The organism is Arthrobacter sp. zg-Y820 (assembly GCF_030142155.1).
Lineage (GTDB): Bacteria > Actinomycetota > Actinomycetes > Actinomycetales > Micrococcaceae > Arthrobacter_B.
The window spans coordinates 2,375,186-2,388,014 of record NZ_CP126247.1 but is presented as its reverse complement, the minus strand read 5'-3'; the positions used below and the strand labels follow the sequence as shown (position 1 = coordinate 2,388,014).

The window sequence follows — 12,829 nt, the reverse complement described above, 5'->3', positions numbered from 1 at the left end:
TGCGGCGGGTTACCGCGGGCGCTGCCCGGCGTGCTGCCGCGCCAGCTCGGAGAGCTTCGCCAGCTCCTCCAGGTCCTGCACCGACGGCGGCACCGGATCAAAGGAGCCGAACTTGCGGATCACGGCCTGCTGAATCAGGAAGTCGGCGATGGCCGGGTTCTTCGGCAGCAGCGAGCCGTGCAGGTAGCTGGCCACCACGTTGCGGTAACGGGCGCCCTCGTAGCTGTCCTTGGTGTTGTTGCCCTCGCCCTTGCGCACCTCGGCCAGCGGCTTCACGCCCGGGCCCAGGAACGTCTGGCCGCTGTGGTTTTCATAGCCGTGGATCTCGCCGAACTCCTCGCTGACCGAGAGCACATTGCCGATCAGCCGCTCGGTGCCGCCGTGCGTTTCCAGATCCAGCAGCCCGATGCCGGGAATCACGGTGCCGGTGTGCGTCTTGAAGAACCGGCCGAACAGCTGGTACAGCCCGCAGATCGCCAGCATCGGCACGTCGTCCTCGGCCATGGCCCGCAGCGTGGGGGCCAGTGCCTGCAGATCGTCCTGAATGACGACCTGCCCGCTGTCCTGTCCGCCGCCGCCGACCAGCAGGTCAACGCCCGCGGGGAACTCGTCGCCCACGTTGTACTCCAGGACGTTGGCCTTGTAGCCGTACCATTTCAGGCGCTGCTTCAGCACCAGGACGTTGCCCCAGTCGCCGTAAATGTTCATTTCCCGCGGATACAGCTGCAGGACATTGATGGTCCGGTCTTGCGCCGCTGACAGGTCCTCGCTCATGAGACCACCTCTACTGTCGTGATCTTGGAAAGTTCGCGCCGCACGGCCAGCATGGCCGTGTAGGTGCAGAAAATACGCATCGGGCGCTGGCCGGAAACCGTGATGAATTTCTTCAGGGCATCGGTGATGTCCGGGTCCATGTCCGCCACCGGCACGTCGTCGTACTTCAGCCGCAGTGCCATGTCGTAGGCGCGCACGCCGGTGACCATGTTCACACCGTTCTCGGCGAGCGTCTCGAAATCGACGTCCCACAGCCAGGACATGTCGCGGCCGTCGGCGTAGTTGTCATTGATCGCGATCATGGTCGAGTAGCCGTGGGCGGCAAAGGACTTCAGGCCGAGCCGGAAACCGCTGGGATTCTTCACCAGCACCAGTTCCAGCGGCTGCCCGTTGACCACCAGCGACTCGCCGCGGCCAAACGCCGGCTCCACATTGGACAGCGCGGTGAACAGGGCCTCGGAATTGGCCTGCGGTCCGGAAATCACGCGGGCCAGCGCCAGGGCGGCCGCTGCGTTGAAGATGTTGTAGACCCCGCGCAGCTTCAGGCCGGTGGTCACGACGGCGTCGTCCACGCGGAAGTCGGCATCGGTTTCGGCCACGCGCTCCAGGACGACGTCGGCGGGCAGCACGGCGGCCAGGGCCTCGGCCTTGGACCCGCGCATCTCGTCGTCATTCGGGAAGGTGCTGCGCAGCGATGCGTCGAGGCCAAAGTAGCGGACCTCCTGCTTGTCCAGCGACGCGGCAATGCCGGCGACGCGCGGATCCTCGCGGTTCAGGACCACGGTGCCGGTGGTGGCCTTCGCGATGGCCTCCAGCAGCCGGGTGGTTTTGTCGATCTCGCCGAAGCGGTCCAGCTGGTCGCGGAGAACGTTCAGCAGCAGCGAATAGCGGGGCTGGATCAGCTTCACGAAGTGCACGGCGTGCGCCTCGTCCAGCTCCAAGACGGCGACGTCGGCATCCAGGCGCCCGCGCCAGTCGACCTCGCCAAGCAGGGCCGCGGCGACACCGCGGGTGAAGTTGCTGCCGGTGCGGTTGGTGAACACCTTCAGGCCCTGGGATTCGAGAAGTTCGACAACCATCTTGGTGGTTGTGGTTTTGCCGTTGGTGCCGGAGACCACGGCGACACCCAGCGGAAGGTCGGCCAAGGTGCGGCGAATGAAATCGGGGTCGATTTTCTCCACCACCAGACCGGGCAGTGCGGAGCCGCCGCCGCGCAGTTTGGAGGCACTGCGGACCAGCTTGCCTGTCAGGACGGAGAAAGAACTCATGGTTTATGAATATATCGTAAGGAGCCCTTTCGGCCTTCACCGGCGCTAGGCTACGGCAGCGGGCGTCCATGCCGAGAGTGCACCTATGGCGGGTTCGCGCCCGGTCCCGGTCCCGAGAGTGCACCTATGGCGGGTTCCGGCGCGGCGGAGTCACCAGACCTGCGCACTGGAAGCAGGCCGAGGAAGCCATACCCGGCAGATCTGCACACTGGGAGCCCGGTTGCGGGAGCGCACCTATGGTGGGTTCCGCGAGATGGGGAAGCCCACGCGTGGATTTCGCTGCTTCCCTGCGACGGGCAGGAGCGCCGGCGGCGCGGCGCACCCATGCTGACGGCCGGCGCTGGGACACCCGGAACGCCCGCACCTTCCGACTTCGGGGCGGCGGTCATGCGCCTGTGAACGATTCAGTAGCTAGAATTGGGGCAGTGCGTTCGGGAATCCTGCCGGCCACCCTGTTTTCCACTTGTTTCCATTAGGAGGCAGCGGGGGAGAGACTGGGGGTCCACGAACTTTTTATCCAGTGATCAGAGGAGAAGCGTAGAGCATGTCGGGCCACTCTAAATGGGCAACCACTAAGCACAAAAAGGCAGTCGTTGACGCCAAGCGTGCGAAGTCCTTCGCCAAGCTGATCAAGAACATCGAAGTTGCGGCCCGCGCAGGCGGCGCCGACATGGCCGGCAACCCCGGCCTGGAACTCGCCGTTTCCAAGGCCAAGAAGACCTCTGTCCCCATCGACAACATCAACCGCGCCGTCAAGCGCGGTGCCGGTCTCCTGGGCGACGCCGTCGACTACCAGACCATCCTGTACGAGGGCTACGGCCCGCAGGGCACCGCCCTGCTCATCGAGTGCCTCACCGACAACAAGAACCGCGCCGCCTCCGAGGTGCGCCTGGCTGTCACCCGCAACGGCGGCAACATGGGCGACCCCGGGTCGGTGGCCTACATGTTCACCCGCAAGGGCGTTGTCACCCTGCCGAAGAAGGACCTCACCGAGGACGACCTCCTGATGGCAGTGCTCGACGCCGGCGCTGACGAGGTCAAGGAATCCGGCGAGAACTTCGAGATCATCTCGGAAGCTGCCGACCTGCGCGGCGTCGTCGCCGCCCTCGAGGAAGCCGGCATCGAGTACGACACCGACGAAGCCGAGTTCCTGCCCTCCATGCACGTGGAACTGGATGCCGACAACGCCCGGAAGTTCCTGAAGCTCGTGGACGCCGTCGAGGACCTGGACGACGTCCAGAACGTGTACTCCAACGCCGACATCCCCGCCGAGGTCTTCGCTCAGCTCGAAGACGACTGAGCGCCGGGTGAGCCTGCGCGTCCTCGGTGTTGATCCGGGCCTGACCCGGTGCGGCCTGGGCGTGGTCGACGTCGAACGCAACCGCCGTGCCACCCTGGTCGCGGTGGGAGTGGTCGGCACCGAGGCGGGAACTGCCCTGGACGCGCGGCTGCTGGTGATTGCCGAGGCCATTGACCTGTGGCTGGACACCCACAAGCCCGATGTCCTGGCCGTGGAGCGGGTGTTCAGCCAGCTCAACGTCAGCACCGTCATGGGCACCGCGCAGGCCTCCGGCGTCGTCATCGCGGCCGCGGCGCGGCGCGGCATTCCGGTGGCCCTGCACACGCCCACCGAGGTGAAAGCCGCGGTCACCGGGTCCGGCGGGGCGAACAAGGACGCGGTGGGCAAAATGGTCACCAAGATCCTGCGCCTCGACGCGCCGCCCAAACCCGCCGACGCCGCCGACGCCCTCGCGCTGGCCATCACGCACGCTTGGCGGCGCGGTGTTGCCGGACCGGGGCAGACGACGGCGGGATCGGCCTCCGGGGCGCGGGCGGCGGTGCGGCCGCCCACCGCCGGGCTGACGCCGGCCCAACGGCTCTGGGCTGAAGCCGAAGCCCGCGCCCGGCGCTGACCGGCTCTGTGTTGACCGGCTCTGTGTTGACCGGCCCCTGTGTTGACCGGCCCGGCGTGGCTGATACTCCTGCGGCAGCGCGCCGGAACCGGGGAATGCTGCCGGCACGCAGTAGGGTATTCGTAGATATGTTCTACACAGCCCCTGGAGTTTTGTCATGATCGCATCCCTGCGCGGGACCGTAACGCACGTTGGCCTGCACTCGGCAGTGATCGACGTTAATGGCCTCGGAATGCTGGTTCAGGCCACGCCGCAGACGCTGAGCTCCCTGCACGTGGGCCGTGAAGCGCTGGTGCAGACCGCCATGATTGTCCGCGAGGACTCCATGACGCTGTTCGGCTTCACCGACGCCGACCAGCGGGAAGTCTTCGAAACGCTGCTGAGCGTCAGCGGCGTCGGCCCGCGCATTGCGCTGGCCGTCCTGGCCGTCCACACCCCGGAAGCAATCCGCGTGGCCGCGTCCTCCGGTGATGACAAGGCCTTCAGCAAGGTTTCCGGCATCGGACCCAAGGGCGCCCGCCGGATCGTGCTGGAACTGGCCGACAAGCTGGTGCCGCTGGGCACTGCGGATGCTCCGGCAACAGCACGCTGGCAGGACCAGGTCCTGGCCGCCATGACCGGACTGGGCTGGACGGAGAAGGACGCCACAGCGGCCATCGACGCCGCCGTCGCCGAAGCGCCGGACGTCGCCGCCGCCGGCAACGTGGGCGAAATCCTGAAACTGACCCTCCGCCGCCTGGGCACCGACGGCGCCCGGGCCCGCGCACCGCGCCAGCAGGTGAGCTGAGGTGTCAGCCCTTCCCGGGGACGGGATCGTTGCCCCCACCGGTGACCCGGACGACAAGGCGATCGAGGCGGCCCTGCGGCCGAAGAACCTCGACGATTTCGTCGGCCAGAAACGCGTGCGCGAGCAGCTCTCCCTCGTCCTGGAAGCCTCCCGGCTGCGGGGCCGCAGCGCCGACCACGTGCTGCTGTCCGGGCCTCCCGGGCTGGGCAAGACCACCCTGTCGATGATCATCGCTGCCGAAATGAACGCGCCGCTGCGCATTTCGTCCGGCCCGGCCATCCAGCACGCCGGTGACCTGGCCGCCATCCTGTCCTCGCTCACCGAGGGGGAGGTGCTGTTCCTCGACGAGATCCACCGGATGTCGCGGCCGGCCGAGGAAATGCTCTACATGGCCATGGAAGATTTCCGGGTGGACATCATCGTGGGCAAGGGCGCCGGCGCCACGGCCATTCCGCTGGACCTGCCGCCGTTTACCCTGGTGGGCGCCACCACGCGGGCCGGCCTGCTGCCCGGTCCGCTGCGGGACCGTTTCGGCTTCACCGGACACCTTGAGTTCTACTCCACGACGGAGCTGGAGCTGGTGCTGCGCCGCTCGGCAATGCTGATGGACATGAAGGTCAATTCCGCCGGGTTCGCTGAAGTTGCCGGCCGCTCCCGGGGGACGCCGCGCATCGCCAACCGGCTGCTGCGCCGGGTGCGGGACTGGGCGCTGGTGCACGGCGTGGACCAGATCGACGCGCGGACTGCCGGCGCCGCCCTGGACATGTATGAGGTGGACGCCCGCGGCTTGGACCGGCTCGACCGCTCAGTGCTGCGGGCGCTCATCACGAAGTTCAACGGGGGACCGGTGGGCCTGTCCACCCTGGCCATCGCCGTCGGCGAGGAACCGGAAACCGTGGAGACCGTTGCGGAGCCGTACCTGGTGCGCGAAGGCCTGTTGGGCCGGACCCCGCGCGGCCGGGTTGCCACCCGCGCCGCCTGGGAACATTTGGGCCTCCAGATGCCCGACAACGTTGCCGCCGGGCTGCCCGAGAACATGTTCTCGGGACCGGGAACCAACACCTCTCAGGAGTCGGACGCCGGGTAGCCTCCCGGCCGGCTTGAGTCCCGGGGACCCGGCGAGCCAAAATGATCGGGGAGAATACCGGAAAAGTACAGCGTGTGCCGCAACTTATGCGCTCCCGTACACGTTTACCTTTAGACTGGTCATTCATTGGCCGGGCTGCGTGCCCGGCTGCGAGAACAACTCGACGGCAGTGCCGACGCCGGTGCCGGCCGTTCCAGTGACATCTGCACACTCTTCTCCAACAGAAACGGAACCACTCTGTGTTCTTAAACATCATGGCCCAAACCAATCCGGAACAGACCACCGGCTTCTCGTTCTCCAGCCTGCTGCTGCCGGTCCTGCTGGCAGTGTTCATCTTCATGATGTTCCGCAAGCAGAAGAAGACGCAGAAGACGGTCCAGGAGCAGCGGACCCAGATGGTTCCCGGAACCGAAGTCATGACCCAGTTCGGGCTGTTCGGAACCATCGTGTCGATCAACGCGGAAGAGAACAAGGCAGTTCTGGAGCTTTCCCCCGGAAACACGGCCACCGTCCACATGCAGGCGCTGACCAAGGTAGTCACCAGCGAGCCCGCAGCTGACGAGAGCCCGGTTGTCCCGGACGACGCTTCGTCGATCACTGCCGCTGACCGCACCGACGCCGCACCCGCCGGCGAAACGGTCCGCCGCGATGAGTCTGCGGCCCACGCCGATGAGACTCCCGAGGAAACACTTGATCGGCTGAACCGCGAAAACAAGAAAGAGAACTAGACTTCCCACGGGCCTGCGGGGGAAGAGTCTCCGCAGGCTGGCCGGGGTCAACAACGCCTCCGGTGTCTCACCCCTATAAGGACTATCCCCTATGCCTCGTACCGGCCCCGGCTCGGCCGCGAAAAAGACGCTCCTCTGGTTGGGCGTCATTTTTGCTGCCATGGCCCTTTTGCTCGGCGGTGGTTCCATGTGGAGCAACGCCAGTTGGACCCCCAAACTTGCCCTCGACCTTGAGGGCGGCACCGAAATGATCCTCGCGCCCCAGGTGCAGGGCGGATCCGAGATCACCCAGGAACAGCTGGACCAGGCCGTGGAGATCATCCGCCAGCGGGTGGACGGCAGTGGTGTTTCCGAAGCCGAGATCACCACGCAGTCCAACCGCAACGTCGTGGTTTCGCTGCCCGGCGTTCCGTCCGCTGAAACCCGTGAGCTGATCCAGGCTTCCGCCCAGATGGAGTTCCGGCCGGTTCTGGCCATCGCCGCCGGCGGGCCGGTTGAAACGCCGCTGCCCGAAGAGCAGCTTCCGAAGCCCGCCGCTGAGCCGGCGAACGCCTCGGACGACAACTGGATCACGCCGGAGCTGTACCGCGAATTTGAGAGCACCAACTGCCTGGATCCGGCCACGCTGGAGGCATCCACTGAAGTGGCTCCGGCCGACCAGCCGCTGATCACCTGCGAACCGGGAACCGGCGCCAAGTACATCCTCGGTCCGGTGGAAGTTCCGGGCTCCAACATCGCAGATGCCACCTTCGGCATGTCCCAGAGCGGCCAGGGCGCCTCGATCAACGAGTGGGGCGTGAACATCGAGTTCAACGGCGAGGGCACCGACACCTTCCGTGCCGTCACCGAACGGCTCTTTGCCTTCCAGCAGGGCGATCCGCACAACCAGTTCGCCATCGTGCTGGACGGCCAGGTCATCTCGGCTCCCACGGTGCAGGGCGTCATTACTGACGGCAAGCCCCGCATCACCGGCAACTTCACGCAGGAATCCGCGCAGGCTCTGTCCGAGCAGCTGAAGTACGGCGCGCTGCCGATCAGCTTCGACATCCAGAGCGAACAGCAGGTTTCGGCAACCCTCGGCGCCGACCAGCTCAAGATGGGCCTCATCGCCGGCCTCATCGGCCTGGCCCTGGTGGCCGTCTACTCGCTGTTCCAGTACCGCGCCCTGGGTTTTGTCACCATCGTCTCGCTGGTGGTGGCCGGCGTCCTGACCTACCTCGCCATCTGCCTGCTGGGCTGGTCGCAGAACTACCGGCTGTCCCTGGCCGGCGTGGCCGGCCTGATCGTGGCCATCGGCCAGACGGCCGACTCCTTCATCGTCTACTTCGAACGCATCCGTGATGAACTGCGCGACGGGCGCGGGCTGGTCGCCGCCGTGGACAACGGCTGGAAACGGGCCAAGCGCACCGTCCTGGCCTCCAAGGCAGTCAACGTGCTCGCCGCCGTCGTGCTGTACTTCGTGGCTGTCGGCAACGTCCGCGGATTCGCCTTCACCCTTGGCCTGACGGCCATCGCCGACCTCATTGTCGTGTTCATGTTCACGCATCCCACGATGGTGCTGCTGGCGAAGACCAAGTTCTTCGGCGAGGGCCACAAGTGGTCCGGGCTGGACACGACCCGCCTGGGTGCCGTTCCGCTGTACCGCGGCGCCGGACGGATCCGCGAACCGGGCACGGTTCCGGTCCGCACCAAGAACAAGGCTGCCAGCAAGGAAGCCGAGCGCCGCATGACCATCGCCGAACGCCGGCAGGCCGAGAAACAGGAATCACTGGCCGGATCCGGCCCCAGCACAGAAAAGGAGGGCTAGGAATGAGCAAGCTCCCCAGCTTTGCCACCTTCGGCAACGAGCTTTACACCGGCAAGCGTTCCTACCCGTTTGTGCCCAAGGCCAAGCTCTGGTTCCTGATCGCAGCCGTCGCCGTTGTCCTCTCGATCCTGATTCCGGTGGTGAAGGGCGGCTTCAACCTCGGCATTGACTTCCGCGGCGGATCCGAATTCACCGTCTCCGGGGCCGCGAACACCGAAATTGCCACCGGCGAAGAGGCTGTTGGCGATATTGCCAGCGAGGCACGCATCATCAACATCGCCCCGGGCACCATGCGCGTGCAGACCGAGCAGCTCACCGACGACCAGACGCTGGAGGTCAAGGACAACCTGGCCGAGGCCTACGGCGTGGAGGATGACCAGGTCACCTCGACGTTCATCGGCCCGCGCTGGGGCGAGGACGTCAGCCGGCAGGCACTGATCGGCCTGGTGGTTTTCGTCGCCCTGGCTGCCGTGCTGATGGGGCTGTACTTCAAGACCTGGAAGATGTCCGTCGCCGCCATCACCGCACTGCTGGTGGTCATGGTGACCACGGCGGGCCTGTACTCCCTCAGCGGTTTCGAGGTGACGCCGTCGGCCATCATCGGGTTCCTAACGGTGCTCAGCTATTCGCTGTACGACACAGTGGTGGTCTTTGACAAGGTTCGGGAAAACACCAAAAACCTGGACAAGAGCACCAAGCGCACCTTCATGGAACAGGTGAACCTCGCGGTGAACCAAACCCTGGTCCGGTCCATCAACACGTCGGTGGTGGCGGTTCTGCCCGTGGCCTCGGTGCTGTTCATCGGCGCGTTCCTGCTAGGTGCCGGCACGCTGAAGGACCTGTCCCTCGCGCTGTTTATCGGCATCATCCTGGGCACTGTAGCAACCGTCTTCATTGCCGCTCCGATGTATGCCTGGCTGCGCCGCAACGAGCCGGAGATTGTCCGGCAGGCCAAACGCGTGAAAGAACGCCGCGCGCAGGAAGCCAAGGAAGCCGCTGCCGCAGCACCCGCGGGTGCCTCGGCAGTGACCGCCGGCAGCTGACCGCATTCTCCGTTCCGCACACCGGTTCCGTACCCCCATTTTCGCGGCGGGGTGCGGAACCGGTGGTTTAACCGGTGACCGGCACGGGCATAGACTTGTGCCGAAGACTAGTTTGCCGGACGTCGCCGTGACGTGGGGGAACGGGAGCGCTTAGGGTGGAAAAGGTCGAACACGTCACAGAAGGGGCAGCAGTGGGCGAGAGCGCGACACCAGCCGACAAGGCTGGCGCAGGAAGGGCCCCGGGAACACCTGCCGCGGCAGGATCCGGAGCCCCGGTTCCGGCTGCGCCCCGGCAGCCCCGCGCGCCGGAACCGGCGCGGGCACCTAAGACAGCGCCGGCGTCCAAGCCCGGCACTGCTGCCGACGGACAGCCGGTTGCCGGCAAGCCGGCTGCCGTTTCCGGGTCCGCGGACAAGGCTTCAGCCGCCCGGACCGCCCCCGTGCCCGCGCGCCGCACGTCAACGCGTGCCCGGCTGGCCCGGCTGGCCGGCCGCAGCAGTCCGGGGTATTCGCCCATGCTCGAGCCGCTGCTCCGCACGGTCCGGGTCAACAATCCCAAAGAGGACCTGGATCTGATCCAACGGGCCTATCTGGTGGCCGAACGCAGCCATGAGGGGCAGAAGCGCAAGAGCGGCGATCCCTACATCACCCACCCGGTGGCGGTGGCGACCATCCTCGCCGAGCTGGGCATGACCGGCACCACCCTGGCCGCGGCCCTGCTGCACGACACGGTGGAAGACACCAGCTACACCCTGGACGAGCTGCGCCGCGACTTCGGCCCCGAAGTGGCCATGCTCGTGGACGGCGTCACCAAGCTGGACAAGGTGACGTTCGGTGACGCCGCGCAGTCCGAAACGGTGCGCAAGATGGTTGTGGCCATGGCCAAGGACATCCGGGTCCTGGTCATCAAACTTGCTGACCGCCTGCACAACGCCCGCACCTGGCGGTTTGTCTCGCAGGAATCCTCGGCCCGCAAGGCGCGCGAGACCCTGGAAATTTTCGCACCGCTGGCCCACCGCCTCGGCATGAACACCATCAAGTGGGAGCTCGAGGACCTCTCCTTCGCCGCCCTGCATCCGAAGGTGTACGACGAGATTGTGCGCATGGTCGGGGACCGCACCCCGGAACGCGAGAAGTACCTCTCCACCGTCCGCACCCAGATCGCCGATGACCTGCACGCGGTAAAGATCAAGGCCACCATCACCGGCCGGCCCAAGCACTATTACTCGATCTACCAAAAGATGATCGTTCGGGGCAAAGACTTCGACGACATCCATGACCTGATGGGTGTGCGCGTCCTCGTTGACTCGGTGCGCGACTGTTACGCGACCCTTGGCGCCCTGCATGCGCGGTGGAACCCCCTGCCGGGGCGTTTCAAGGACTACATCGCCATGCCGAAGTTCAACATGTACCAGTCGCTGCACACCACGGTGATCGGTCCCGGCGGAAAGCCGGTGGAAATCCAGATCCGCACGCACGACATGCACCGCCGCGCCGAGTACGGTGTTGCCGCGCACTGGAAGTACAAGGACGGCTCCAAGACGCCGGCCGGTTCCGAAAACAATGACATGGGCTGGCTCCGGTCGCTGGTCGACTGGCAGCAGGAAACCTCGGACCCGGACGAGTTCCTGGATTCGCTGCGCTTCGAGATCAACGCCCGCGAAGTGTTTGTCTTCACCCCCAAGGGCGAGGTGATGGCCCTGCCCGCCGGCTCCACACCGGTGGACTTCGCCTATGCCGTTCACACTGAGGTGGGACACCGGACCATCGGAGCCCGCGTCAACGGAAAGCTGGTGCCGCTGAACAGCGAGCTCGAGCACGGTGACTGGGTGGAAATCTTCACGTCCAAGGCGGAAGGCGCCGGACCCAGCCAGGACTGGCAGGGCTTCGTCAAGAGCCCCAGGGCCCGGAACAAGATCCGGCAGTGGTTCACCAAGGAACGCCGGGAAGAGGCCATCGACAAGGGCAAGGACCTGCTCACGCGCGGCATGCGCAAGCAGAACCTGCCGCTGCAGCGGCTGATGACCCACGACGCCCTGGTCACGGTGGCACAGGAACTGCACCACCAGGACATCTCCGCTCTCTACGCGGCGGTCGGCGACGGGCACACCTCGGCGCAGAACGTCATCGAACACCTGGTCTCGCTCATGGGCGGGCATCAGGGCGCCGAAGAGGACCTCGCGGAAACCCCGGTCTCAACGGCCGCCCGCCGGCCCAAGTTCTCCGACTCCGGCGTGACGGTGCGCGGTGTTGGCGACGTCTGGGTGAAGCTGGCCCGCTGCTGCACGCCGGTGCCGCCGGACCCGATCATTGGCTTTGTCACCCGCGGTTCAGGCGTCTCGGTGCACCGCAGCGACTGCCGCAACGTGTCCGAACTTCGGGACCAGCCGGACCGCATTGTTCCGGTGGACTGGGCTCCCACGCAGTCCTCGGTCTTCCTGGTGGAAATCCAGGTGGAAGCCCTGGACCGCAAGAGCCTGTTGTCGGACGTCACCCGGGTGCTCTCCGAAAACCACGTGAACATTCTCTCGGCCAGCGTGAACACCTCCAGTGACAGGGTGGCCATGTCCAAGTTTGTGTTCGAGATGGGCGACCCCAAGTATCTCGACCACATCCTGAGTGCGGTCCGGAAGATCGACGGCGTGTTCGACGTCTACCGCACGACCGGGTCTCAGCGCCGCGTCTGATCCGGCGGCGGTGCCAACCGGGGCTCCGGCACCTGGTCCGACGCCGCCAGCGCGATGGCGGCATCCAGGCGGTGCAGTGCCGTTGACTTGCCCGGCAGCCGGGCAACGGACTCCAGCGCGCTGCGGACGCGGCCGAGCGGACAGCGGAGCACGGGGTCCGCAGCGATGGCCAGCAGGGCGCTGACTGACTGATCCCGGGGGCCGTGGCGGGCAAGGTCCATGGCGGTGCGCAGGGGAGTGGTCACCATGATGCCCGCGATGTCCATGCCGTCCTCAGGACCGAGCCGCACCTCATGCAGGACGGCGATGCTGAAGGGCGCCAGCGCCGTGGTGCGGCGGCCGTGGTCAATCAGCAGCTGCAGCCGCTGCGGCTGCGGCGCGCAGCCGTACACCCAGGCGGCGGTGAGGCGTCCCAGCATGATTCGTGCCCGCAGCCGTTCGGACAGGCAGTTGGCCGCCGCGACGGCTCGGCACACCGGGTCGGGCTCCAGGTCCCAGCGGACGTAGGTGTCAGCGTAGACCCGCTTCAGCAGACCGTCCTTTTCCATGGCCTGCAGCTCAACACTGGAAAAATCACCTCCGGCTGAAAACAATGCACCGCCGGTGGAGGTGACGGCCGGCAACACACCGGGGTAGGGGAAGAGCGTTGCCGGCATGCACCAACCCTTGCCGACGCCGGCTCAAAACAAAAGGCCCTGCCGCCCGTTGTGGAAAACGGACGGCAGGGCCTTGAGG

Annotated in this window: 11 protein-coding genes; 8 read left to right on the top strand and 3 right to left on the bottom strand. The window is 66.2% G+C overall.

Annotated features, from left to right (window positions below):
* Window positions 1-9: 9 nt before the first annotated feature.
* Both QNO08_RS10780 and QNO08_RS10775 read right to left on the bottom strand, forming a co-directional pair.
* On the bottom strand, window positions 10-774 hold the full coding sequence (locus QNO08_RS10780; RefSeq protein WP_229965493.1) for a type 1 glutamine amidotransferase: 765 nt from the start codon (window positions 772-774) through the stop codon (window positions 10-12).
* On the bottom strand, window positions 771-2,042 hold the full coding sequence (locus QNO08_RS10775; RefSeq protein WP_229965495.1) for a Mur ligase family protein: 1,272 nt from the start codon (window positions 2,040-2,042) through the stop codon (window positions 771-773). Before QNO08_RS10775 ends, QNO08_RS10780 begins: the two co-directional genes overlap by 4 nt.
* Window positions 2,043-2,586: 544 nt before the next feature.
* On the opposite strand from QNO08_RS10775, the gene QNO08_RS10770 reads away from it, so the two are divergent.
* From QNO08_RS10770 to QNO08_RS10735, 8 genes are all read left to right on the top strand, one after another.
* Entirely contained in the window at window positions 2,587-3,342 is a 756-nt protein-coding gene (locus tag QNO08_RS10770) for a YebC/PmpR family DNA-binding transcriptional regulator (RefSeq protein WP_229965496.1), read from the top strand.
* A 7-nt stretch (window positions 3,343-3,349) separates the two neighbouring features.
* Window positions 3,350-3,955 carry a crossover junction endodeoxyribonuclease RuvC gene (ruvC, locus tag QNO08_RS10765; RefSeq protein ID WP_229965498.1) on the top strand — a complete coding sequence of 202 codons (606 nt, stop codon included), beginning with the start codon at window positions 3,350-3,352 and terminating at the stop codon, window positions 3,953-3,955.
* A gap of 157 nt (window positions 3,956-4,112) precedes the next feature.
* Window positions 4,113-4,742 (top strand): Holliday junction branch migration protein RuvA, encoded by a 630-nt coding sequence (gene ruvA, locus QNO08_RS10760; RefSeq protein ID WP_229965500.1) that lies wholly within the window; start codon window positions 4,113-4,115, stop codon window positions 4,740-4,742.
* A 25-nt stretch (window positions 4,743-4,767) separates the two neighbouring features.
* Window positions 4,768-5,829 carry a Holliday junction branch migration DNA helicase RuvB gene (ruvB, locus tag QNO08_RS10755; RefSeq protein WP_229965777.1) on the top strand — a complete coding sequence of 354 codons (1,062 nt, stop codon included), beginning with the start codon at window positions 4,768-4,770 and terminating at the stop codon, window positions 5,827-5,829.
* 239 nt (window positions 5,830-6,068) lie between these two features.
* Window positions 6,069-6,557 (top strand): preprotein translocase subunit YajC, encoded by a 489-nt coding sequence (yajC, locus tag QNO08_RS10750; protein WP_442860484.1) that lies wholly within the window; start codon window positions 6,069-6,071, stop codon window positions 6,555-6,557.
* 91 nt (window positions 6,558-6,648) lie between these two features.
* Entirely contained in the window at window positions 6,649-8,364 is a 1,716-nt protein-coding gene (secD, locus tag QNO08_RS10745) for a protein translocase subunit SecD (protein ID WP_229965501.1), read from the top strand.
* A gap of 2 nt (window positions 8,365-8,366) precedes the next feature.
* A complete protein-coding gene (secF, locus tag QNO08_RS10740) occupies window positions 8,367-9,407 on the top strand; it encodes a protein translocase subunit SecF (RefSeq protein WP_229965503.1) in 1,041 nt (346 codons plus the stop codon).
* Between the two features lie 191 nt (window positions 9,408-9,598).
* Entirely contained in the window at window positions 9,599-12,094 is a 2,496-nt protein-coding gene (locus QNO08_RS10735; RefSeq protein ID WP_442860485.1) for a RelA/SpoT family protein, read from the top strand.
* On the opposite strand, the gene QNO08_RS10730 is transcribed toward QNO08_RS10735, so the two are convergent.
* Window positions 12,079-12,750, bottom strand: a complete 672-nt coding sequence (locus QNO08_RS10730) for a type IV toxin-antitoxin system AbiEi family antitoxin (protein WP_229965504.1) — start codon at window positions 12,748-12,750, stop codon at window positions 12,079-12,081. The two genes, QNO08_RS10735 and QNO08_RS10730, sit on opposite strands and share 16 nt — an antisense overlap.
* Window positions 12,751-12,829: the final 79 nt, after the last annotated feature.